Origin of the sequence: Bacillus sp. B.PNR1, from assembly GCF_030386235.1 — a bacterium.
Taxonomy (GTDB): domain Bacteria; phylum Bacillota; class Bacilli; order Bacillales; family Bacillaceae; genus Bacillus; species Bacillus stercoris.
In genome coordinates, this window is record NZ_JANYMN010000001.1 from 1,100,616 (window position 1) to 1,122,271 (window position 21,656).

Annotated in this window: 28 protein-coding genes; 9 read left to right on the forward strand and 19 right to left on the reverse strand. The window is 41.2% G+C overall.

Features of this window, described 5'->3' with window-relative positions:
• Positions 1-59 precede the first annotated feature (59 nt).
• Positions 60-1,457: an alanine/glycine:cation symporter family protein gene (locus NZD81_RS05925; RefSeq protein ID WP_282372213.1), complete on the reverse strand. Its 1,398-nt coding sequence runs from the start codon at positions 1,455-1,457 to the stop codon at positions 60-62.
• 511 nt (positions 1,458-1,968) lie between these two features.
• Here NZD81_RS05925 and NZD81_RS05930 point away from each other — a divergent pair.
• Complete coding sequence (locus NZD81_RS05930; RefSeq protein ID WP_014664143.1) at positions 1,969-2,322, forward strand: hypothetical protein; 354 nt, start codon at positions 1,969-1,971, stop codon at positions 2,320-2,322.
• A gap of 25 nt (positions 2,323-2,347) precedes the next feature.
• Positions 2,348-2,473 carry a hypothetical protein gene (locus NZD81_RS05935; RefSeq protein ID WP_003231548.1) on the forward strand — a complete coding sequence of 42 codons (126 nt, stop codon included), beginning with the start codon at positions 2,348-2,350 and terminating at the stop codon, positions 2,471-2,473.
• A gap of 40 nt (positions 2,474-2,513) precedes the next feature.
• On the opposite strand, the gene parC is transcribed toward NZD81_RS05935, so the two are convergent.
• The 3 genes from parC to NZD81_RS05950 all read right to left on the reverse strand — a co-directional run bounded on the left by parC (position 2,514) and on the right by NZD81_RS05950 (position 7,709).
• The gene (gene parC / locus NZD81_RS05940) at positions 2,514-4,934 is read right to left on the reverse strand and encodes a DNA topoisomerase IV subunit A (RefSeq protein ID WP_014664142.1); all 2,421 of its coding nucleotides are present in this window, start codon (positions 4,932-4,934) and stop codon (positions 2,514-2,516) included.
• A 3-nt stretch (positions 4,935-4,937) separates the two neighbouring features.
• Positions 4,938-6,905: a DNA topoisomerase IV subunit B gene (gene parE, locus NZD81_RS05945; protein ID WP_014664141.1), complete on the reverse strand. Its 1,968-nt coding sequence runs from the start codon at positions 6,903-6,905 to the stop codon at positions 4,938-4,940.
• Positions 6,906-7,301: 396 nt separating this feature from the next.
• On the reverse strand, positions 7,302-7,709 hold the full coding sequence (locus NZD81_RS05950; RefSeq protein WP_003245606.1) for a CoA-binding protein: 408 nt from the start codon (positions 7,707-7,709) through the stop codon (positions 7,302-7,304).
• Between the two features lie 169 nt (positions 7,710-7,878).
• Here NZD81_RS05950 and plsY point away from each other — a divergent pair, with 169 nt between their 5' ends.
• Entirely contained in the window at positions 7,879-8,460 is a 582-nt protein-coding gene (gene plsY, locus NZD81_RS05955; protein WP_014664139.1) for a glycerol-3-phosphate 1-O-acyltransferase PlsY, read from the forward strand.
• Positions 8,461-8,547: 87 nt separating this feature from the next.
• Entirely contained in the window at positions 8,548-8,835 is a 288-nt protein-coding gene (locus NZD81_RS05960; protein ID WP_014664138.1) for a HesB/YadR/YfhF family protein, read from the forward strand.
• 29 nt (positions 8,836-8,864) lie between these two features.
• Here the strand turns inward: NZD81_RS05960 and NZD81_RS05965 are convergent, their stop codons facing one another.
• The 7 genes from NZD81_RS05965 to acnA form a co-directional block, all read right to left on the reverse strand.
• Positions 8,865-9,164, reverse strand: coding sequence for a hypothetical protein (locus NZD81_RS05965; protein ID WP_014664137.1), 300 nt, complete (start codon positions 9,162-9,164; stop codon positions 8,865-8,867).
• Positions 9,165-9,179: 15 nt separating this feature from the next.
• A complete protein-coding gene (locus tag NZD81_RS05970) occupies positions 9,180-9,596 on the reverse strand; it encodes a YbgC/FadM family acyl-CoA thioesterase (protein WP_282372212.1) in 417 nt (138 codons plus the stop codon).
• An 84-nt stretch (positions 9,597-9,680) separates the two neighbouring features.
• Positions 9,681-9,932 (reverse strand): small acid-soluble spore protein Tlp, encoded by a 252-nt coding sequence (gene tlp / locus NZD81_RS05975; protein ID WP_282372211.1) that lies wholly within the window; start codon positions 9,930-9,932, stop codon positions 9,681-9,683.
• A gap of 35 nt (positions 9,933-9,967) precedes the next feature.
• Positions 9,968-10,114 (reverse strand): acid-soluble spore protein SspN, encoded by a 147-nt coding sequence (gene sspN / locus NZD81_RS05980; protein ID WP_282372210.1) that lies wholly within the window; start codon positions 10,112-10,114, stop codon positions 9,968-9,970.
• Positions 10,115-10,178: 64 nt separating this feature from the next.
• Positions 10,179-10,304 (reverse strand): FbpB family small basic protein, encoded by a 126-nt coding sequence (locus NZD81_RS05985; protein WP_003244964.1) that lies wholly within the window; start codon positions 10,302-10,304, stop codon positions 10,179-10,181.
• A 79-nt stretch (positions 10,305-10,383) separates the two neighbouring features.
• Complete coding sequence (locus NZD81_RS05990; RefSeq protein ID WP_095432852.1) at positions 10,384-10,896, reverse strand: redoxin domain-containing protein; 513 nt, start codon at positions 10,894-10,896, stop codon at positions 10,384-10,386.
• Positions 10,897-10,967: 71 nt separating this feature from the next.
• Positions 10,968-13,697 (reverse strand): aconitate hydratase AcnA, encoded by a 2,730-nt coding sequence (gene acnA / locus NZD81_RS05995; RefSeq protein WP_282372209.1) that lies wholly within the window; start codon positions 13,695-13,697, stop codon positions 10,968-10,970.
• A 226-nt stretch (positions 13,698-13,923) separates the two neighbouring features.
• Here acnA and sspO point away from each other — a divergent pair, with 226 nt between their 5' ends.
• From sspO to yneK, 4 genes are all read left to right on the forward strand, one after another.
• On the forward strand, positions 13,924-14,070 hold the full coding sequence (sspO, locus tag NZD81_RS06000) for an acid-soluble spore protein SspO (RefSeq protein ID WP_003244839.1): 147 nt from the start codon (positions 13,924-13,926) through the stop codon (positions 14,068-14,070).
• Positions 14,071-14,101: 31 nt separating this feature from the next.
• Positions 14,102-14,248, forward strand: coding sequence for a small acid-soluble spore protein P (locus NZD81_RS06005; RefSeq protein ID WP_003221237.1), 147 nt, complete (start codon positions 14,102-14,104; stop codon positions 14,246-14,248).
• A gap of 80 nt (positions 14,249-14,328) precedes the next feature.
• The gene (gene cotM / locus NZD81_RS06010; protein WP_014664130.1) at positions 14,329-14,721 is read left to right on the forward strand and encodes an outer spore coat protein CotM; all 393 of its coding nucleotides are present in this window, start codon (positions 14,329-14,331) and stop codon (positions 14,719-14,721) included.
• A 234-nt stretch (positions 14,722-14,955) separates the two neighbouring features.
• Positions 14,956-15,384, forward strand: coding sequence for a DynA interaction protein YneK (gene yneK, locus NZD81_RS06015; RefSeq protein ID WP_147771948.1), 429 nt, complete (start codon positions 14,956-14,958; stop codon positions 15,382-15,384).
• 30 nt (positions 15,385-15,414) lie between these two features.
• Here yneK and NZD81_RS06020 read toward each other — a convergent pair whose 3' ends face one another.
• The 3 genes from NZD81_RS06020 to ccdA all read right to left on the reverse strand — a co-directional run bounded on the left by NZD81_RS06020 (position 15,415) and on the right by ccdA (position 17,143).
• Positions 15,415-15,906, reverse strand: coding sequence for a CcdC family protein (locus tag NZD81_RS06020; protein ID WP_080478227.1), 492 nt, complete (start codon positions 15,904-15,906; stop codon positions 15,415-15,417).
• A 78-nt stretch (positions 15,907-15,984) separates the two neighbouring features.
• A complete protein-coding gene (locus NZD81_RS06025; RefSeq protein ID WP_014113939.1) occupies positions 15,985-16,347 on the reverse strand; it encodes a response regulator in 363 nt (120 codons plus the stop codon).
• A gap of 88 nt (positions 16,348-16,435) precedes the next feature.
• A complete protein-coding gene (gene ccdA / locus NZD81_RS06030; protein ID WP_069839390.1) occupies positions 16,436-17,143 on the reverse strand; it encodes a cytochrome c-type biogenesis protein CcdA in 708 nt (235 codons plus the stop codon).
• Between the two features lie 219 nt (positions 17,144-17,362).
• On the opposite strand from ccdA, the gene ynzD reads away from it, so the two are divergent.
• Positions 17,363-17,536, forward strand: coding sequence for an aspartyl-phosphate phosphatase YnzD (gene ynzD, locus NZD81_RS06035; RefSeq protein ID WP_024121579.1), 174 nt, complete (start codon positions 17,363-17,365; stop codon positions 17,534-17,536).
• A 73-nt stretch (positions 17,537-17,609) separates the two neighbouring features.
• On the opposite strand, the gene NZD81_RS06040 is transcribed toward ynzD, so the two are convergent.
• The 5 genes from NZD81_RS06040 to NZD81_RS06060 all read right to left on the reverse strand — a co-directional run bounded on the left by NZD81_RS06040 (position 17,610) and on the right by NZD81_RS06060 (position 21,639).
• Positions 17,610-17,828, reverse strand: a complete 219-nt coding sequence (locus tag NZD81_RS06040; protein WP_003221221.1) for a YneF family protein — start codon at positions 17,826-17,828, stop codon at positions 17,610-17,612.
• Between the two features lie 85 nt (positions 17,829-17,913).
• The gene (sirA, locus tag NZD81_RS06045; RefSeq protein WP_003231591.1) at positions 17,914-18,360 is read right to left on the reverse strand and encodes a sporulation inhibitor of replication protein SirA; all 447 of its coding nucleotides are present in this window, start codon (positions 18,358-18,360) and stop codon (positions 17,914-17,916) included.
• A gap of 152 nt (positions 18,361-18,512) precedes the next feature.
• Complete coding sequence (gene tkt, locus NZD81_RS06050; protein WP_282372203.1) at positions 18,513-20,516, reverse strand: transketolase; 2,004 nt, start codon at positions 20,514-20,516, stop codon at positions 18,513-18,515.
• A 168-nt stretch (positions 20,517-20,684) separates the two neighbouring features.
• Positions 20,685-20,918 (reverse strand): DUF896 domain-containing protein, encoded by a 234-nt coding sequence (locus NZD81_RS06055; RefSeq protein ID WP_003231595.1) that lies wholly within the window; start codon positions 20,916-20,918, stop codon positions 20,685-20,687.
• Between the two features lie 67 nt (positions 20,919-20,985).
• Complete coding sequence (locus NZD81_RS06060) at positions 20,986-21,639, reverse strand: YneB family resolvase-like protein (RefSeq protein ID WP_040083041.1); 654 nt, start codon at positions 21,637-21,639, stop codon at positions 20,986-20,988.
• Positions 21,640-21,656: the final 17 nt, after the last annotated feature.

A 21,656-nucleotide genomic window follows, 5' to 3' on the forward strand; every position in this document is an offset into this window, starting at 1 on the left:
TTCTGCTTCTTTACGCCAAATAAAAAGCCGCATTCAATGAATTGAATGCAGCCGTGTTCTTATGCTTCTTGTTTCTCTTCTTCCCATGTTTCAGCATTTTTCAGCCCTGGAATGTTTTTCGCTTTAAATACAGGATCAAGTCCTTGTTTACGCTGTTTGGCGTAGTCTTTATACACTTTGTAAGCAACGTTTGACAGCAGCGTAATCACAACTAAGTTAATTAGCGCCATGATACCCATAAAGAGATCCGCCATGTCCCAAACGATTTGGAAGCCTGATAGAGAACCGTAGACAACCATAGCAATAACCGCAATCCGGTAAATATTCAGCCATGTTTTGCTTGTTTTAATAAATTCAATATTTGTCTCACCATAATAATAGTTGCCGACAACTGAACTGAATGCAAACAAGAACATTGCGACTGCGATGAAGCTAGGCGCCCAGCCGCCGATATGATGATTAAGGGCAGCCTGGGTTACTTGGATACCATCACCTTTTGGCGTTACACTGTACAGCAAAATGATAAACGCTGTGGACGTACATACGATAAATGTATCGAAAAATACGCCTAATGTTTGAATAAAACCTTGTTTTGCCGGATGCGATACATGAGCTGTTGCAGCCGCATTCGGAGCGCTTCCCATCCCTGCTTCGTTTGAAAAAAGTCCGCGCTGCGCACCGATAACGATGATGCCGCCAATTCCGCCGCCGACGACTTGTTCAAACCCTAAAGCATTTTTAACAATTGTAGCGATAACGCCAGGGAAAGCCGTAATATTTGTGATGACAACAAATAAAGCAATAATAATATAAATGCCAGCCATAACCGGTACGATTAGCTGTGTTACAGCCACAACACGTTTCAAACCGCCAAAAATGATAAACGCAGTTAAAACAGCCAAGACAATGGCTACAACTGTTTTATTCACATGAAATGCGCCATCCAACGCTCCTGCAATAGTATTCGTTTGAACAGCGTTAAAGATTAAACCGAATGATACCGTAATTAAGACAGCAAAAACGATGCCGAGCCATCTGGCTCCAAGGCCCTTCTGAATGTAGTAGGCCGGACCTCCGCGGAAATCCTCCCCGTCTCTTACCTTATAAAGCTGCGCTAGCGTACTCTCAACAAAGCTAGAAGCCATACCTACAGCAGCTACAACCCACATCCAAAACACAGCGCCCGGTCCGCCTGTCGCAATTGCTAAAGCTACACCAGTCAAATTCCCAGTACCGACTCGGGATGCAGCGGAAATAAAGAATGCCTGCATAGAGGAAACGCCTTTATTTCCTTCAGGCTTCTCACCTACTATTCTGAACATTTCAATAAAATAACGGAATTGGATAAAACCAAAACGTATGGTAAAAAATAATCCAAGCCCTATTAAAATATAAAATAGGTATTTCCAAATGAAATCACTTGGAATATGAATTAAACTATCGAAAAAAGACGCCATATTTACCTCCCGTTTTCATCAATTCAATACGAATTCGTTTTGATGTTAGATTTTTTAACATAACGAGTTTTATTATATCACAATATGACGAATTAGGAAGTTTTTTCGCGAAGAATATTGTCATAGCCAGATGTTACTCTGTCGACCCTTTCCCTAGCATTTTCCTATAAAAAATAAAAACATTCGTTGCAAGTTTGCATTTTTAAAAAAGTACCTATTAACAATGCAATCATTTCCTCTCATTTTCTTACCTTTCCTTTGATTTTAGCTCACAAATAAAGGAATAAACCTTAGACAACAAACATATCATCTAAAATATGCTTTTATTCACACCATAAACCGGGTATACATACACTAATAAAGAATGTTTCTCTTTCAAAAATAAGCAAAAAGATATATACTTAACAAAGTGAAATTTAGTTTTTAAATTTAATAAATCAGGTTTACTTTTAGGATGGATTGGGGTATTATTATAAAAATATTCAGTAATATTAAAGGAGGGGGAGATCATTTGAAAAAAGTAACGATATTGAAAGCATCCATCTTATTCTTGGCGATCGCCAGTTTTCATTTGCTCTCAATTCCCCACGCCTTTGATATCGGCCATCATTATAAAGCCGTAGCCGACCAGCAGGAAATGCACGAGATGAAAGCCGGCCAAAATGCTGATGATGAGAAGAAATCCATCACAGGGGCATTTGCGCTAACCGCTTTGTGGGCAATGGCTGTTCTGCTTCTGACCGCTGAAAGCAAAAGTACGGGATACACCCGCAGGCGCCAGCGGAAAAAAAGCTTTATACTGGCCAAATTTTATCAATCGTCTTATTTCGGCAAACTTCATGTTCAACATCACCCGATTATATAACGATAATATGAGGAGGCTGTTTAACATGTTGTTTATCTTAAGAATGGTGATATTAGGCTTATTTTCTTTCACAGCGCTGAATTTATTTGTATGGCAGGGAATTGAAGTCATTCATGCCGTAACAGATCTATTCACCAACCATGAAAGCTAAATAAACGAAACCCGCTCACGTAATATGAGCGGGTTTTTTATTATTGTTCTGTATGAACGCGCCAAACAGCTGTAACCTTGCCTGATTCCTCTTCATCAAAAAAGAAAGAGCCATTGCTGTATCTGTCGTTTGTCCGCAGCTCTTTTGCCTGCAGTTCTTTTCTGTCGCCTTTTTCTGTTTCTGCCATAAGCCGCTGTTCAAGACCGCAAGCGAACAGTGCTGCAACACGGTGAGGATTCTTTTTCAGTTCCCTTAGCATCACGACACCGCGTTTTGCGCGGGATGTTTTCTCGAACTCAGAAAGACTCATGCGTTTTACCGCTCCCCGCTGTGTGAACAAAACAATTGAATCAGATTCTTGAAGGATCTCCCCGGAGACAACAAAGTCATCCTCTTTTAAGTTAATCCCTTTGACACCTGCCGCACGCGCGCCAACTACATTCACTTCGTCTTCTCCAAACCACAGGCCGTACCCTAAGTGAGTGGCCATAAAGATCTGGCTTTCCCCATTTGTTACATGAACATCAATCAATTCATCTTCACCCTTCAGATTTAAGGCCACAAGCGCCTTAGAATAACGCTGTGCTTTATAATGGGTGAGCTCTGTCTTTTTCACCATGCCGTTTTTCGTAAAGAACAATAGATATGCCGACGGATCAAATTCTTTTATCGGTATGGCCTTTACAATCGTTTCATCACGGTCAATGGTGATGATATTAGAAAAATGCTGACCCATGTCCTTCCATCTGATATCAGGCAGCTGGTGAACAGGACAATAAATGTAGCTTCCTTTGTTCGTAAAGAGCAGCAGTACGTCCGTCGTATTCATCTCAAATTGATGCAGCATCCTGTCCGTATCTTTCATTCCGAAATCCTGACCGTTGGAAGCGGCATATGAGCGCTGGCTTGTCCGTTTTAGATAGCCATCCTTCGTAACGGTTACATATACATCCTCAGACGCAACCATAACTTCTAGGTTGATTTTAATTTCCTCAATTTTCTCTTCAATCACTGAGCGTCTCGTGTCTGCATATTTCTTTTTCAGTGCTTTTAAGCTGTTTGTGATCACTTTTAACAGCTTTTTATCATTGCTTAGTATAGATTCAAGCTCTTCAATTTTTTCACCGAGCTCTTCTGCCTCTTCCTTAAGCGCTGTGATATCGGTATTGGTTAAACGATATAACTGCAATGACACAATGGCTTCAGCCTGAGGCTCTGTAAATTCGTATTTCGCAATCAAATTATTTTTAGCGTCACGTTTATCGCTTGAAGAACGGATCGTTGCAATGACTTCATCTAAAATGGACAAAGCTTTCATGAGCCCTTCTACGATGTGATGTCTGTCTTTTGCTTTTTGAAGCTCATAAACGGACCGGTTTGTGACGACTTCCTTTTGGTGTCCAATATACGCATCCAAAATAGACGGCAGGCTCATCAGCATCGGACGGCGGTTATGAATAGCCACCATATTGAAGTTATATGTGATCTGCAAATCAGTGTTTTTATATAAGAAATTCAAAATGCCTTTGGCATCCGCTTCTTTTTTCAGCTCAATGACCACTCTCAGCCCTGTTCGATCCGTTTCGTCACGAACCTCTGAGATGCCTTCAACCTTTTTATCAATACGGAACTCGTCCATTTTTTTCACAAGGTTTGCTTTATTTACTTCAAATGGAATTTCAGTAATGACTATTTGTTCTCGTCCGCCTCTGATTGTTTCAATTTCAGCTTTTCCGCGGATAATGATTTTTCCTTTTCCTGTTTCGTAAGCTTTTCTTATGCCGTCAACGCCTTGAATAATACCGCCTGTCGGAAAATCAGGCCCTTTAATGACTTCCATGAGTTCATCAACAGAGCAAGATGGCATTTGAATACGCTTAATGACAGCATCAATGACTTCTCCCAAATGATGAGGGGGAATGTCGGTCGCGTATCCCGCTGATATCCCGGTTGATCCGTTGACCAATAAGTTAGGAAACATCGCCGGGAGTACGACAGGCTCCTTGCTTGTGTCATCGAAGTTCGGCACAAATTCAACCGTGTTTTTGTCAATATCCCGAAGAAGCTCAGATGCTATCGGAGATAATCGTGCCTCTGTATAACGCATGGCTGCCGGGGGATCTCCGTCGATGCTTCCGTTGTTTCCATGCATTTCGATCAACACATTACGAACTTTCCAATCCTGGCTCATCCGCACCATTGCTTCATAAACCGAACTGTCACCGTGCGGATGATAGTTACCGATGACGTTACCGACCGTTTTGGCCGCTTTTCTGAAGTTTTTATCAAACGTGTTTCCATCTGTATGCATCGCATACAGAATTCTGCGCTGTACCGGCTTTAATCCGTCTCTCGCATCAGGTAGCGCTCTGTCTTGAATAATATATTTACTGTAGCGTCCAAAACGGTCGCCGATCACCTCTTCTAATGGTAAATCATGAAATAATTCTGGCTGTGACAATCATTAAACCTCCTCAGCGACCGATAAGTTTTCATTTTCTAAAATATTGCTTTCTTCATCTAAGCCGAAAGCGACGTTTTTCTCAATCCACTTTCTGCGCGGCTCTACTTTATCTCCCATTAACGTCGTTACACGTCTCTCTACACGTGCCGCATCGTCAATTTTGACCCTGACAAGTGTGCGGGACTCCGGATTCATTGTCGTTTCCCACAGCTGGTCTGCGTTCATCTCTCCAAGACCTTTATATCGCTGAATGGTATAGCCCTTGCCGACTTTTTTCAGGACATCACCCATCTCTTCATCAGACCATGCATATTCAATGATTTCCTTCTTCCCGCTTCCTTTACTAACCTTATATAAAGGTGGCAGCGCAATAAACACCTTGCCATGCTCAATGAGCGGCTTCATATAGCGATAGAAAAAGGTAAGAAGCAGCACTTGAATATGGGCGCCGTCAGTATCGGCATCGGTCATAATGATGATTTTGTCGTAGTTGATGTCATCGATTGAGAAATCTGCTCCGACACCCCCGCCGATCGCATGAATGATCGTATTGATCTCTTCATTTTTAAAGATATCCGCAAGCTTAGCTTTTTCTGTATTAATGACTTTACCGCGTAAAGGCAGAACCGCTTGGAATCTGCGGTCTCTTCCCTGCTTGGCTGATCCGCCTGCTGAATCACCCTCAACGAGATACAATTCATTTTTTGCCGGGTTTCTCGAACCCGCAGGCGTCAGCTTTCCGCTTAAAGTCGCTTCTGATTTTTTTCGTTTTTTGCCGCTTCTTGCTTCTTCACGGGCTTTGCGTGCCGCTTCGCGCGCCTGGCTCGCCTTGATTGCTTTTTTGACAAGAAGCGTTGCGGTGTCCCGATTTTCCTCTAAAAAGTAAGCAAGCTGCTCTGAAACAATTGCATCAACCGCTGATCTTGCTTCACTCGTTCCGAGCTTTCCTTTTGTTTGTCCTTCAAATTGAAGAAGCTCCTCAGGAATGCGGACAGAAATAATGGCTGAAAGCCCTTCCCTTATATCGGTGCCTTCAAGGTTCTTATCCTTTTCCTTCAGCAAAGCCACTTTTCGCGCATATTCATTAAAAGCCCGCGTCATCGCAGTTTTTGCACCCGACTCATGCGTCCCGCCGTCTTTTGTTCTGACATTGTTAACAAAAGACAAAATATTTTCAGAATAACCATCGTTAAACTGGAACGCAAAATCCACTTCTATGGAATGATGCTCTCCCTCAAACGAGACCACTTCAGACAAGACGTCTTTTTCTTCATTTAAGTAAGCGACAAACGCCTCTATGCCGTTTTCATAATAAAAGACCTCATGCTGGTCATTGCGTTCATCAATCAGCTCAATTTTCAACCCTTTTAACAAAAACGCAGACTCTCTTAAGCGCTCGGAAAGCGTTTCAAAATTATAGGTTGTTGCGCTGAACATCGTTGGATCTGGCTTAAAGTGTGTGAGTGTTCCCGTCTTTTTCGTTTTGCCGATCTTTTCGAGAGATGTAACCGGTTTTCCTCCATTTTCAAATCGCTGCTGATAGATAAAACCGTCCCGTTCAATGGTAACTGTCAACCATTCAGATAAAGCATTCACGACTGATGCACCCACTCCATGGAGCCCGCCGCTTGTCTTATAGCCGCCTTGGCCGAATTTTCCTCCGGCATGAAGCACCGTAAAAATCACTTCAGGGGTTGGTTTGCCGAGCTTATGCATTCCGGTCGGCATGCCGCGTCCTCTATCCTGTACAGAAATGCTATTGTCTTTATGTATTTTGACGATTATGTGATCTCCATGGCCGGCAAGCACCTCGTCGACAGAGTTATCTACAATTTCATAAACCAAGTGGTGCAAGCCGCGCGCGTCAGTAGAGCCAATATACATACCCGGCCTTTTCCGGACAGCCTCAAGGCCTTCGAGCACCTGTATGGCATCTTCGTTGTAATCAAATTGCTGTTTTCTAGCCAAACGTACAAACCCCTTTCAAAAACTAACATTGTCTTTCTCTTTTTCAGTGTTACACATCATTTGTATATAAGATATTTTTTATAAACCTCGCCTCAAGCCGGTACTGCCTTGGACTCCTCATTATAACCAATATGTTTGCAATCGCAACATAGAGCTAACGAATCAGTTCTCAAAACATCGGCTAGTGCTGTTTTCGCACTATGAGAACGTATGTTTGTTTATTATATATAAAGCAGCAGACCTTCGCAAATCGAACGGCCGAAACCCAGCTGGACAAGGTATTCAAAAAAAGCTGTTCAAGCTTTATTGTATCTGTTTCACCGTAATACGCAAACAATATCTTAAAATTAAAAAGCAAAAATCCTTGAATTCACAAGGATTTTTGCAGTTCTGCACCTATTTTGTTACAGCGTGTGCCACTTTTATGCACAGATCCATGATAACCGTTCTGCCTTTTTCTTTTAGCATCTGGTATGCTTCCTCGTTTACCAGCCCTTGCTGCGCCCAAAATACCGGGGCATCTGTCTCTAAAAACTCTTCCGCCACTCCAGGAAGCTGTTCTGAGCGCCGGAATACATTGACGATGTCAATCGGACCGTCAATCTCTTTTAAAGATGAAACGGCTTTGACACCTAGTGCCTCATCAATTGTCGGGTTCACTGGGATAATTTCATAACCCGCGTCCTGCATTGCTTTTGAAACCATATGTGACGTTCTATCCGGACGGTCTGAAAGCCCCACTACTGCTATACGTTTGCTTCTTTGAAGAATCTCTTTAATTTCCGCTTTAGAAGGGTTTTGCATCATGAGTCACTCCTTTTCCACTTATTTTACACGATCAAAACAGGAGAAATCAAAATATGATGCAGGTTTGATTAGATTTGTAAGCAAACTTTACAAAAAAACTTATCATCAGATCATGACATCTCATGTTAAAATAGAAAGAAGGGAATTTGAAAAAGGAGAAATGTAGATGTTAATTGCTTTATTGATTATTTTGGCCTACTTGATAGGCAGCATTCCATCTGGCTTAATTGTGGGCAAGCTTGCCAAGGGAATTGATATTCGGGAGCACGGAAGCGGCAACTTAGGCGCTACCAATGCATTCCGTACACTGGGCGTAAAAGCAGGTTCGGTCGTCATAGCCGGAGATATTTTGAAAGGGACACTGGCAACTGCATTGCCTTTTCTCATGCACGTAGATATTCATCCGCTTCTTGCAGGAGTCTTTGCGGTTATAGGCCATGTGTTCCCCGTCTTCGCTAAATTTAAAGGCGGTAAAGCCGTGGCAACATCAGGTGGCGTTTTGCTATTTTACGCACCTCTGTTATTTATCACGATGGTTGCGGTATTCTTCATCTTTTTATACTTGACTAAATTTGTTTCTCTATCATCAATGTTAACAGGGATCTATACTGTTATATATAGTTTCTTTGTCCATGATACGTATTTATTGATTGTCGTTACCCTGCTCACTATTTTTGTGATATACAGACACCGGGCAAACATTAAACGAATCATCAATAAAACAGAACCTAAAGTAAAATGGCTATAAGCTTAAAAACCTTCTCTTTTGACACAGAATAGCCTAATACGTTTATAATAGAGAAAATTCAAATGAAGAACAAAGGGGTGTGCTGTTATGAATATGACAATTAACGAAGACGCATTGAACTGGTATAAAGAAGAGCTCGATTTGGAAAGCGGAGACCAGGTTCGCTTTTTCGTCCGCTATGGAGGCTGCAGCAACGTTCAAAAAGGTTTTTCTCTCGGTGTAGCGAAAGATGCCCCACAAGAGGCTGGAGTCACTGCAGAAGCAGACGGCATTACCTTCTTTATTGAAGAAAGTGATTTATGGTACTTTGATAATCACGATCTTCTCGTCAGCTATTCAGAAGACGCTAATGAACCGGTTTTTGAATACCAATAAAAAAGAACGCACATGATGTGCGTTCTTTTTTACAAATGAAATCGTATAAGATGATCGGTTAGGTTTTCTTGTTCCAAAATATATTTTTGGGTCTCCCCCAGCAGATCAAAGTGAGGAAATTCACTTTTCTTATGTATCCATTCTTTCTTTAACCCGTAGGCTGCTCCCCACCGAATCAGCTTATCAATATCTGCACAGCCGGCTTTTGTCACAGTCTTTGCTTCCGGAAACCGGTCATCAAGCCAGTAATGTGTTAAAAATGCGATTTCTCCTTTTTTCACTGCTTGTTTCCACCGGTTCAGTTCCTCCCGTTTCACACCAAACGCCATATCCCGTTCACTTCCCTATTTTTTGGCCTTTTCATATGCTGCGTGCCAATCAGGAAAAGCTTTGCGAAACTGAATAGGCTTAAAGCTTTCTTTATCCACACATATATGAGATGAGGTGGCTTTGATGGAAAGCTCACCGGCCGGATTATAAATTTGATAACCATAAACGGTTTTAAAGCCGTTATATTCCTCTATCCATGTATGGACAACCGCGGTTTCTCCGTAATGAAGCGGCTTTTTATAGGAAATGTTGATATCAACGACTGGAGACAGAACACCTTTTTTCTCCATATCACTATATAAAAAGCCTAAGTCCTTGATTAAAGCTGTTCTGCCGACCTCCATCCACACAAGATAATTTGCGTGATAGACAATCCCCATTTGATCTGTTTCTGCATAACGCACTTCTATTTCTTTTTTTGATACATGCAAGATTACTCTGCTCCCTTAACGTCAATTTAGCCCCATTTTACCATAACCAAATCAGAAAGAAAAAAACCAGGTTTCCCTGGTTTTTTAAGAGCGGTATCCATTTTGTCTCGCTGCGGATTCGTCCTGTATTTCATTGCGAAATGCTTCAATGCTCTGTTCGCGTCTTGCATTTTTTTCTTTGATACGCTGTTTATCTTCTCCTGAAGCAAACTCCATTGTTGCTTCTGCTTCTTCTATATTTTCAATTGTATTTTGAACCATATCCTGCAATTTTTCTACATTATCAGAACGATCATCAGGATTAGACTGCTGATATTGATTTTGGTTCTTTGTCATCGGATGTACCTCCTAGAAATAAACTCGATTTTTAGCTACTCGCCCTTTGTCTGCATGATGATCGGCTGCTGTCCTGAAGTATCATGCATTTTTTCCCCTTTATTGGCTTTATATTTCACAGGCTTTGTACCCAAGTGGCTTGGAGCATATTGAGGCTGACCGTTTTTCTTGTTGCTTCCCATGCTTATCCCTCCTCAACAGATAGGTTTCTCAAAAGGAGGGATAAACATGAATACAAATTAAAGGTTATTTTTGCTTAAATCGCTGTTCAAGCTTTTCCTCAAGCTGATTTAAATACTCTGTATTAGTCATCAGCTCTTTTTTGTTTTCCATGACGAGCTCATGAAAAGAACGTTTTCTCATCTTCTTCACGCTTCTCACCTCCGCATATTCTTTTATTTTTTCCAATTCTGAAAACTTGTAAGCATATTTGAACATAAAAAAACTGAATCTAATCAAGATCCAGTTTTTGTTCCATTTCTTTTTTTGTCATGGTGCCAATGTGTATGTCTTGAATAACACCTTTTTCATCCAAGATATATGTCGTTGGATATGACATCACGTTATAGTCAGCATTGATCCCTTTTTTATCAATCAGAATAGGGAACGTTAAATCATACGTATCAGCAAACGCTCGGACTTGTTTTTCACTTTTCTCAGCTGAAGTGAAATTTACCGCAACAACCGCAAGTTTGTCGGCATACTCTTTTTGCAGTTCTTCCATGGCCGGCATTTCCTGACGGCACGGCTTACACCAAGTTGCCCAAAAATTGAGCAATACTTTTTTGCCTTGTGAATCCTTTAAGGAGCTATTCTCTCCCGACAGCGTTTTCAAAGAAAAATCAGGTGCTTGTTGCCCCTCTTCAATTCCGACTTCTTTTTTGCTGTATGTTTGATACAGGTTCCAACCCATATAACCGGCAAGCATAATAAGCAGGATCCCTGCAAGCCATTTTTTCAGCATATGCCACCTCCGTAGCACATTTTGTCATAAAAAGAAGAGAAAGCGAAATGCCTTCTCTTCCTATTGATTCATCAGGACTGCTTCATTTTTTCACGAAGCACCATTTGAAGGATGCCGCCATGGCGGTAGTAATCAATTTCAACTTCACTGTCAAAGCGGACGACTGCTTCAAAAGTTGTTACATTGCCGTCTTCATTGATTGCTCTTACCGTCACAAGGTCACGAGGGCGAACTGTTTCATCAACATCTACCTCGATGACTTCTTTACCCGTTAAGCCAAGTGTATCCGCATTTTCACCTTGTTTAAACTGAAGCGGCAGCACACCCATGAATACAAGGTTGCTTCTGTGAATTCTTTCAAAGCTCTCTGCAATTACCGTTCTAATGCCGAGGAGGTTTGTTCCTTTGGCAGCCCAGTCACGTGAAGATCCCATACCGTAGTCTTTTCCTGCTAATACAACAAGACCGGTTTTATCTTCTTTGTATTTCATGCACGCATCATAGATGGATGTTACTTCACCAGTTGGCCAGTACGTCGTAAATCCGCCTTCTGTACCCGGTGCGATTTGGTTTTTGATGCGAATGTTTGCAAATGTCCCTCTCATCATGACTTCATGGTTTCCTCGGCGGGAACCGTAGGAGTTAAAGTCACGAGGAGAAACCCCTTTTTCTTGCAAATACTTTCCGGCAGGCGTATCTTTACCGATTGCACCAGCAGGAGAAATATGGTCAGTTGTGACTGAATCGCCGAATTTACCGACAACACGCAAACCTTTTAATGGTTCAACCTTGCCTGGTTCAACAGACATTTCTTCGAAGAATGGCGGATTTTGAATGTAAGTTGACTCGCTATCCCATTTATATAATGCTTCATCTGTTGTTTCAATCTCGTTCCAGCGCTCGTTGTCATCAAATACCGTTTCATACTCTTTGCGGAAGAGCTCAGGCGTAACAGTTTGCTTAACAAGTGAATTGATTTCGTCTGTTGACGGCCAAATATCGTTAAAGTATACGTTTTGACCATCTTTACCCACACCGATAGGGTCGGTTTTCAGGTTAATGTTTACCGTTCCAGCCAGCGCATATGCCACAACAAGCGGCGGAGAAGCAAGGTAGTTTCCTTTAACAAGCGGGTGAATACGTCCTTCAAAGTTACGGTTTCCGGAAAGGACAGACGTAATCAGAAGATCATTTTTCGCAACCGCTTCTTCGATTTCTGGTGAAAGCGGACCTGAGTTTCCGATACATGTTGTACAGCCGTACCCAACGAGGTTAAAGCCAAGCTCTTTCATGTATGGAAGAAGGCCTGAATTCACAAGATATCCTGTAACGACTTTAGAACCCGGTGCAAGTGACGTTTTCACGTAATTAGGCACCTTAAGCCCTAGCTCAACCGCTTTTTTCGCTACTAGTCCGGCGCCGATTAGAACATATGGGTTAGATGTATTCGTGCAGCTTGTAATCGCGGCAATAGCGATCGCACCCGTTTTCATAACTGTTTCTTCGCCATTGAGAAGTTTAAACTTAATTTCTTTATTCTCTTCTTCAGCGTTTAAACCGAACCCTTGGTTACCCGCAGGGCTGATTAAGTGCTTTTTAAACGTTTCCTGCATAGCAGAAAGCGGAATTAAATCCTGAGGACGCTTTGGACCTGATAGGTTTGCTTCAATTTGTGAGAGGTCGATTTCAACCACATCAGTAAATTGAGGGTCTTCCGCATCAGGAGTGTAGAACAAGCCATTGCTTCTGCAGTACGCTTCGACAACATCAATATGTTCAGGATCACGGCCTGTCAGGCGCATGTAGTTGAGCGCTTCTTCATCTACTGGGAAGAATCCGCATGTAGCACCATATTCCGGAGCCATGTTGGCAATTGTTGCGCGATCTGCAAGCGGCAGTTCAGCAATTCCCGGTCCGAAGAATTCAACAAATTTGCCGACAACGCCTTTTTCACGGAGCACTTGTGTTACTTTTAACGCCAAGTCAGTAGCTGTTGTTCCGTTTGGAAGCTTGCCGACAAGTTTCGCGCCGATTACCTCTGGAACTGGGAAGTAAGAAGGCTGTCCAAGCATTCCCGCTTCAGCTTCAATTCCGCCGACACCCCAGCCAAGAACACCGATACCGTTAATCATTGTTGTATGTGAGTCTGTCCCCACAAGCGTATCTGGATACGTTACAAGCTCACCGTCTTCTTCAATGGCATGGACAACACTTGCCAGGAACTCAAGGTTGACCTGATGCACAATACCTGTTGCAGGCGGCACTGCTTGATAATTGTTAAACGCTTTCTTTGCCCAGCTTAAAAATTTGTAGCGTTCTGCATTTCTTTCGAATTCTAAATCCATATTTACTGCTAACGCGTCTTCCGTACCCGCTTTATCAACCTGTACAGAGTGGTCGATAACGAGATCAACAGGAATTTCAGGGTTGATTTTATCAGGATCTCCGCCGACAGCTGCCATCGCTTTACGCAGTGAAGCAAGGTCTACTACTGCCGGAACCCCTGTGAAGTCTTGTAAAATAACACGAGACGGTTTGAACGGAACATCGATTTCCTTTAATTCGGCAGTTCCCCATTTTGCCAAATTTTCCACATGTTCTTTTTTGATGACGAATCCGTCAACTTGACGCAAAACTGATTCTAAAAGAACTTTGATGGAATAAGGAAGCTTCGAAACCTTCCCGATACCTGAATCTTCTAACGCTTTTAAAGAGTAGTAATGATATGTTTTCCCATTTGTAGTAAACGTTTTTCTCGCTTGGAAAACGTCTTTTGCTGCAGTTTTTTGCTCGTTTGCCATTCTCCAAAATCCCCCTTCAGATCAGATCATTCTCAGATGAACATTACATTCCATCACAATTTTCTCACAATTTCATATTAAAACAAAATCATACATAAGTAAATATCAATGTTTTTATTAAATACAATAAGTTCGACTTATGAGAATATACACCGGTAATTTTTACTGTTTATGCTCTCTCATAGAACACACTAAAAGGAGCCATATTATGATTGAGGTGATAATGATGGTTAAAAGAAAAGCGAATCACGTTATTAACGGAATGAATGACGCCAAAAGCCAAGGCAAAGGCGCCGGCTATATCGAAAACGATCAGCTTGTACTGACTGAAGCTGAACGCCAAAATAATAAAAAGAGAAAAACCAATCAATAACATTGAACTCTTTTAAGGAGGTCCTCATTTTATGACCAATAAAAATACAAGTAAAGATATGCATAAAAATGCGCCAAAAGGACACAATCCAGGACAGCCTGAGCCTTTAAGCGGAAGCAAAAAAGTGAAGAATCGAAACCACACTAGACAAAAGCACAACTCAAGCCATGATATGTAAGAAAAGCAGACCTTAGTGTCTGTTTTTTTATGCGTTCACCCATTTATTATCCACCGCATATACTGTAAGGCAAGGTTGATATGTGGAGGAATGCTTCCATGACCCATTCAAAACGTAATGATGCAAATGATTTCGATAGTATGGATGAATGGCTTCGGCAATTTTTTGAAGACCCCTTCGCCTGGTACGACGAAACATTGCCTATTGATTTATATGAAACAAGTCAGCAGTATATTATAGAAGCGGACCTGACTTTTTTACAGCCGACACAAGTAATGGTTACCCTGTCTGGCTGCGAGTTCATTTTAACAGTCAAATCATCTGGACAGACTTTTGAAAAACAAATGATGCTTCCTTTTTATTTTAATGACAAAACCATTCAAGCCGAATGCGAAAATCAAATACTCACAGTCGCCGTCAATAAAGAAACAGAAGATGGCTCTTCTTTTTCTCTTCAATTCCCTCTCAGTTAAACATAAAAAGTCACTTTCATCCCCTATAATGAAAGTGACTTTTTTTCCGTCCGTTTATCGTCAAATACCCTCTAGTGACTCTCCCATGGCCAAATAGCAGATTCACTATACAATAGAATATGATCTACTCTCTCTTTTGACTAGACATCTATCACTTTTTTCTATTCTTTTTTTACTGTGTTCTTCTAATCTCTCTTCGTATACAATATGGTTAGAATAAGGGGGGGATGATTGATGCTGGAAGGATGGTTTTTGTGGTTTATTCTATTTTGGGTAATCATGATGATTGTCTTATTATCAATCGGCGGTTTTTTCATGTTTCGAAAGTTTTTAAAGCGTTTACCAAAAGAAGACGGCAGGTCAGAACTTGATTGGCAGGATTACTATATTGAAAACAGCAGACATTTATGGAACGACGAAAACAAACAGTTTCTAGATGAATTGACAGCGCCGGTGCCAGAACTGTTCAGAGATGCAGCAAAAGCCAAAATCGCAGGCAAAATCGGTGAGCTTGCATTAAAAGAAAAGGTAGCAAAGATTGATCAGCAACTTATGATCAAAGGTTATATTCTCGCAACTCCTAAAAGAGACCATACCTTCTTAAAAAGGCATCTGCGGGACAAAAAAATCGATCTGGAGCCTTATCAAACCCTTCTCAAATAAAAAACCTTTCCTGGCAAGAGGAAGGGTTTTTTAATTCATTTGAATATTAGCTGACTGCAGCTCGTTATGAAGTTTTCGATATGATAAATACATGGCGATTCTCCAAGGCACAATCATACCGAAAGCCAGAATCCAAAACATTCCGCTCAATGCACCATAATCAATTGATGTGCTCAAAATCGATTTCATCACGATTCTGATCACCAAAAGACCGACTAATATAAAAACAAATGCTTTAGAGCGTTTCATGTAAATCTCATTATTTTTAACTTCGAACTTAGAGGTTTTGATTAGAAAAATAGAGAAAATCACACCTAAAGTGAATGCTTCCAAAAACTCTGCACCAGTTACCCAAAATACCGGAAATAAAAACATTAACGCTCCCGTACTCATAAAAATCGGCGGGAGAATGATTTTTTTTGGTGAAACAGGCTTGTCAGAGGACTTTATTCTGACAACCATGACAGCTACAGCCATGAACACAGCAATAATCGATGAAATTATAATCATCATACTTATCATTCCTTTGTTTCTCGGAGTGTTGATACTATATACTATACTCCAAAACAATAAAAAAAACCATTTTGAAAAGAAATGACTTTAATATCCCATAACGCGGCTGACAGCTTCCAGCACTTTTGTTTCCTCGAACGGCTTCACAATAAAATCCTTTGCCCCCAGCTCAATTGCTTCCGTTACAATTCTTTGCTGGCGCATGGCAGTGCACATGATGACCTTCGCTTTAGGATCAAAGGTTAGGATATCACGAAGCGCTTTTATGCCGTTTTTCACTGGCATTGTAATATCCATTGTCACAATGTCCGGGCGCAGTTTTTTATACAGATCCGCTGCTTGCTCGCCGTCCGCCGCTTCGCCTGCGATTATGTAATTTGCCTCTTCCAAGATCTCTCTGATTTTCACTCTCATGAACTTGGCGTCGTCTACAACTAAAACTCTTGTCATATGCCCCTCCAAAAAACGATTTCCACAAATAATAGTCTTATTGTACCAAAAACAACAGGTTTAGTAGTAGTGCGAAAGTAATTCTCCATTAAAAACCAGTAAATCCCCCAAAAAGGTCAGACAGCAAAATAATGATCAGGCTCATCCAATCAAAGAATAACAGCACACCAATCACAATCATTAAAACGCCGCCTGCTTTCATGATCAAAAGCTGGTTCCTTCTTATCCATTTCAGCTTTGTGATAAAGAAAGACAATAAAAGAAACGGTACAGCAAAACCGAGTACATATAACATCATGTATGGCACTGCTGAGCCTGGATTGGTGCCTGCAAGTGAGATAACAGCACCTAATATTGGACCGGTACACGGTGTCCATCCCGCCGCAAATGCCATTCCGATTAAGACTGAACCGAAAAACCCGCTCGGTTTATGCTTAAAATGGATTCTCCGCTCTTTCATCATAGCCTCTGGCCGGAACACGCCGAGTGTAAAGAAACCGAACAAAATAATAAGCAACGCGCCAATTTGCCGAATCGCATCATGGTAATCCCTAAACAGGCTGCCAATTAAAGATGTTCCATAGCCTAAAGCAATAAAAATGACTGAAAAGCCGAGCAAAAAACACAAAGTATGAAACAGGCTTCTTTTCTGCAGCAGCAGCTTTTCTGTTTTTACATCATCCATGCTGACCCCTGTAATATATGACAAGAAAGCTGGGTAAAGCGGCAGGCAGCAAGGCGAAATAAAAGATAAAAACCCCGCTCCGAATGTCAAAAAATAATTTACGTCTCCCATGTCATCATCCCTTCATGATTTGACATTCCTTCAAGTTATGACAAAATCATTTCATTTTTTTAACACTTTCACCTGAAGGATTTCTATTTTCAGAAAAAACTTATATAATTTAATTTGACATTGAGATATTGTACTCCTTCTCATTTGAAAATTAGTATAAATATGGATATAATATAAACATTCAACTTGAAGATTTAATGTATGAAAGGATACATCCCTGTGATTAGAGAGCATCTATTAAATGAAATTGAAAAAAAAAGAGCAGAGCTGCTGCAAATTGTCATGGCGAACGGAATGACATCTCATATTACGATAGAGCTCAGTCAGGAGCTTGACCATCTTCTCATACAATATCAAAAGCAGCGCCTTCGAGCAGTAGCGGGTGATGAATGATCGCAAAATAAAAAACCCGTATAAGGGTTTTTTATTTTATAACCATGTTTCTCTATATCATAATCTTTACGTATTATTTCGTTTGATTATTCATGGCTTTCATCATTTGATTGATTTTCTTTTGAGAAGGTTTCATTCCCATTTGCATCATCATCATGCGTAACATTTGTTCATTAATAGGCGGATTCTTTTTCAGGTAGCTCATCATATATTTACGAGCAATAAAAAACCCGAGTGCAACACCTATGAGCAATGCAACAACGCCCACTAGGATGCCAACCCATAAAGTCATTTTATTTCCTCCTTCATGTTGTCTAGTTTAAAGTGTACTAAACCAAAAGCTATTATACAACATTTACATCTCTTTTTCTTCGGTTTTAGACAAAATTTCTTTCTTTCACCGGATTTAGCCATCCGTAACGCTTCGAATTGAAATCCATCGCTAAAAAGCAAGGGCTTACTTTTCTTAACACTTCAAAGAATATCGTTTCTGCCTCATAATCTCCCGAAGCCACTATTTCTATCATGTGCTCCTTCATCATAAATGTCGCATGGCCTTTTGCTTTTGGCAAAGCTATTCTATAAATATAATCCAGCTGCCTGTAATCCGTTTTGTTTAAATTCATTTTTAATCGCTGATGCATATGTAAAATTGGGATTGGTTGTGTAATATATTGAATCTGTTTCTCTGTCATTTCATATTGCTGCTTTTCAAGGCTTGTCCAATGATAGTCTTGAAACAGCTCAAACATAACCGATTCCCGCCCGAAATAGTGATTGGCAAACTCCTCTTTTATCAGGTACGTATAGTAGTGACGTTCCATCTTTTCATCCCCTTTTCCAGCAGCATTTCATTTGCTCTCTATTATACAAAAGAAGAAAAGAAAGAATTGTCTATTACTGTTAAACAGCCAATACTATTTTTGTCGGATAAACAAGAAAAAGAGGATGATTTGACTCATCCTCTTTCAAAGACTTACTTATTAATTAATGCCTTTACTCGATTCACTACGTTCGGTACTGAGAAGCCGTATTCGTTAATGATGGTTTCACCAGGGGCAGACGCACCGAATCGGTCTATGCCAAGTACGTCTCCTTCAAGCCCCGTGTATTTGCCCCATCCAAATGATGAGCCCATTTCAATTGCTAGGCGTTTTTTCACAGCTGCAGGAAGGACTTCGTTTTTGTATTCATCAGATTGTTTCTCAAAACGGTCCATTGAAGGCATGCTGACAACAGAAACATCGATATTTTCTTTTGCCAATTCTGCTTGCGCTTCAATCGCAAGACCTACCTCAGATCCTGAAGCGATGAGAAGAGCGTCAGGTGTTTCGTTTTTAGATTTAGAAACAACATATGCACCTTTTTCTACTCCTGACAATGCTTCTTCAGGCGTTTGATCGATGGTAGGAAGGTTTTGGCGTGTTAGCACTAGCGCTGTTGGCTGATCAGTGCTTTGTACTGCAAGCTTCCACGCTGCTGCTGTCTCATTGCCGTCTGCAGGACGGATCAAAGAAAGATTAGGCATTGCACGGAGTGAAGCAAGCTGTTCAACAGGCTCGTGCGTCGGGCCGTCTTCACCTACAGCAATACTGTCATGTGTGAAGACATATGTGACAGGAAGGCCCATTAACGCTGCAAGGCGAATAGAAGGACGCAGGTAATCAGAGAAGACAAAGAAAGTTCCGCCGAATACACGCAGTCCGCCATGAAGCGCCATACCGTTTAATGCTGCACCCATCGCAAATTCACGTACACCAAACCAGAAGTTTTTGCCTGAGTAATCAACCGCTGTAAAATCACCGGCATTTTTAATTGTCGTTTTGTTCGATCCCGCTAGGTCGGCAGAACCTCCGACAAAGAAAGGAATTTTTTTCGCGAGTCCGTTGAGAACTTCACCGGAAGATGCACGGGATGCTAGGCTGCTTCCTTTTTCATAAACAGGAACCTCTTGATCCCAGTCCTTCGGAAGCTCTCCTTTGATTGCCAGTTCAAGCTGTTCAGCAAGTTCAGGATAAATTTCTTTATATTTAGCGAATTGAGCATTCCATTCCTGTTCTTTTTTCTCGCCTGATTCTTTTACAGCTGCAGCGAAATGCTCATATACTTCTGACGGAACGTAGAAATCTTCTTCATATGTCCACGCGTAAGCTTCTTTTGTTAATTTGCTTTCCTCTTTACCAAGCGGCGCGCCGTGAACACCGGATGTACCTGCGCGGTTAGGCGATCCGAATCCGATTGTCGTTTTCACTTCAATTAATGTAGGTTTCTTATCATTTTGGCGTGCTTTTTCGATAGCCGCTGTTAATTCTTCAATATTGTTTCCATCCTCAACATAAAGAACTTCCCAATTCATTGCTTCAAAACGCTGTTTTACGTTTTCAGAGAATGAACGGTTCAGATCTCCATCAAGAGAGATGTCATTAGAATCGTATAGTACGATCAGACGGCCAAGCTGAAGATGTCCTGCGAGTGAAGCGGCTTCAGAAGAAATCCCCTCCATTAAATCACCATCACCACAAATACTGTATGTATAATGATCGACTACGTTAAATGAATCACGGTTGTAAGTTTCCGCTAAATGGCGTTCAGCGATTGCCATACCGACTGCCATGGCAATTCCTTGGCCAAGCGGACCTGTTGTTGCATCCACACCGGCAGTATGTCCGAATTCCGGATGTCCAGGTGTTTTGCTGCCCCACTGGCGGAATCCCTTAAGATCTTCAATACTAAGATCAAACCCGCTTAAATGAAGCATGCTGTATAAAAGTGCTGACCCATGTCCAGCAGATAAAACAAAACGGTCACGGTTAAACCAGCCAGGGTTTGTCGGACTTACGTTCATAAATTTTGTCCACAGCGTGTATGCCATCGGAGCAGCCCCCATCGGCATCCCTGGGTGACCAGAATTTGCTTTTTCAATAGCGTCTATTGACAGTGTGCGAATGGTAGCAACTGATTTCTTTTCAATTGTATCCATAAAAATCCCCTTCCTTATGTGTTGTACCCTTACATCATAAATGTCTGACGACTTTTTCTCAACTGTTTCAGCTTAAATTTGAGAGAAACTTGTTGAATTTTGTCACATAAGAGTTTTGATTATAGTATATGCAAAAGAGGAATACGATATTGCCGTATTCCTCTTATATTAGTGAAGTTTGTTATTTCTTTGTTCTCTTTTTAGCTTTTCTGGTGTTACATCATTGCCTTCTGGATCAATGATTTTGACGCTTTTCAAGGTGTTCTTCATAGAAGAACGAAAACCTTTCAAGTACTCTTGACGGAGCTTTTGCTGTTCGGCTTTTTCTTCTTCTGTAATAACGCCAGCTTTTGCTTTAGCAGCAAGCTCATTAATTCTGGCAATTTTCGCGTTTGAAATCATGTTAAACTCCTTTATTTATTGCATTTTGTCTATATAGTACTAGATCAAAAAAAGTTTTACAACTGATTCACTCCGCTGTCTCTTCATTCTCTATGTATTCCTGAAAACGCCGGTGAACGGTTGCTTTAGAGACATCATAACCAAACCCTCTTAAGGTAGCCGCGATTTCAGCAAACGTCAGTTTATTCGCTCTCAGGCGGACGATCTCAGAGATTGGCACCTCTATTCTATCTTTTCCGCTGTTCTCGTGTTGGTTTTTTAAGTTTTTTTGCGGTTTAAAACCGTTTTTTACTGCACGCTTCATTCCCCGTTTGATTTTCATGTTGTGAATTTTACGTTGATACTCTTCCACAATGCTGACGATTTCCAGCACCATTGAGTCAGCCTCCGATAACTCCAATTCACCTCTGTGTGCAGTTGTATAGACTTTCACACCTTCTCTGTAAATGCAATGAAGCAGTGCGATTTTTGCGTTTCCCCTTCCGAGCCTTGTCTCATCCTGAACCAAAATGACATCGATTCCAGCGTTCTTAATCTCATCAAGCAGCTCAAATACACCATCCCGATCCATTTCATATCCGCTGGCTTTTTCAGAAATCACTTTGACAACTTCCATGCCGTTCTCAGCTGCAATGGCCGCAAGCTCTTCCTCCTGCCGCTTTAATGACGTTTCCTGTTGTTCTTTATTTGTGCTTACGCGGGCGTAAATGAGTGCTTTCATTTTTTTCTATCTGTCCT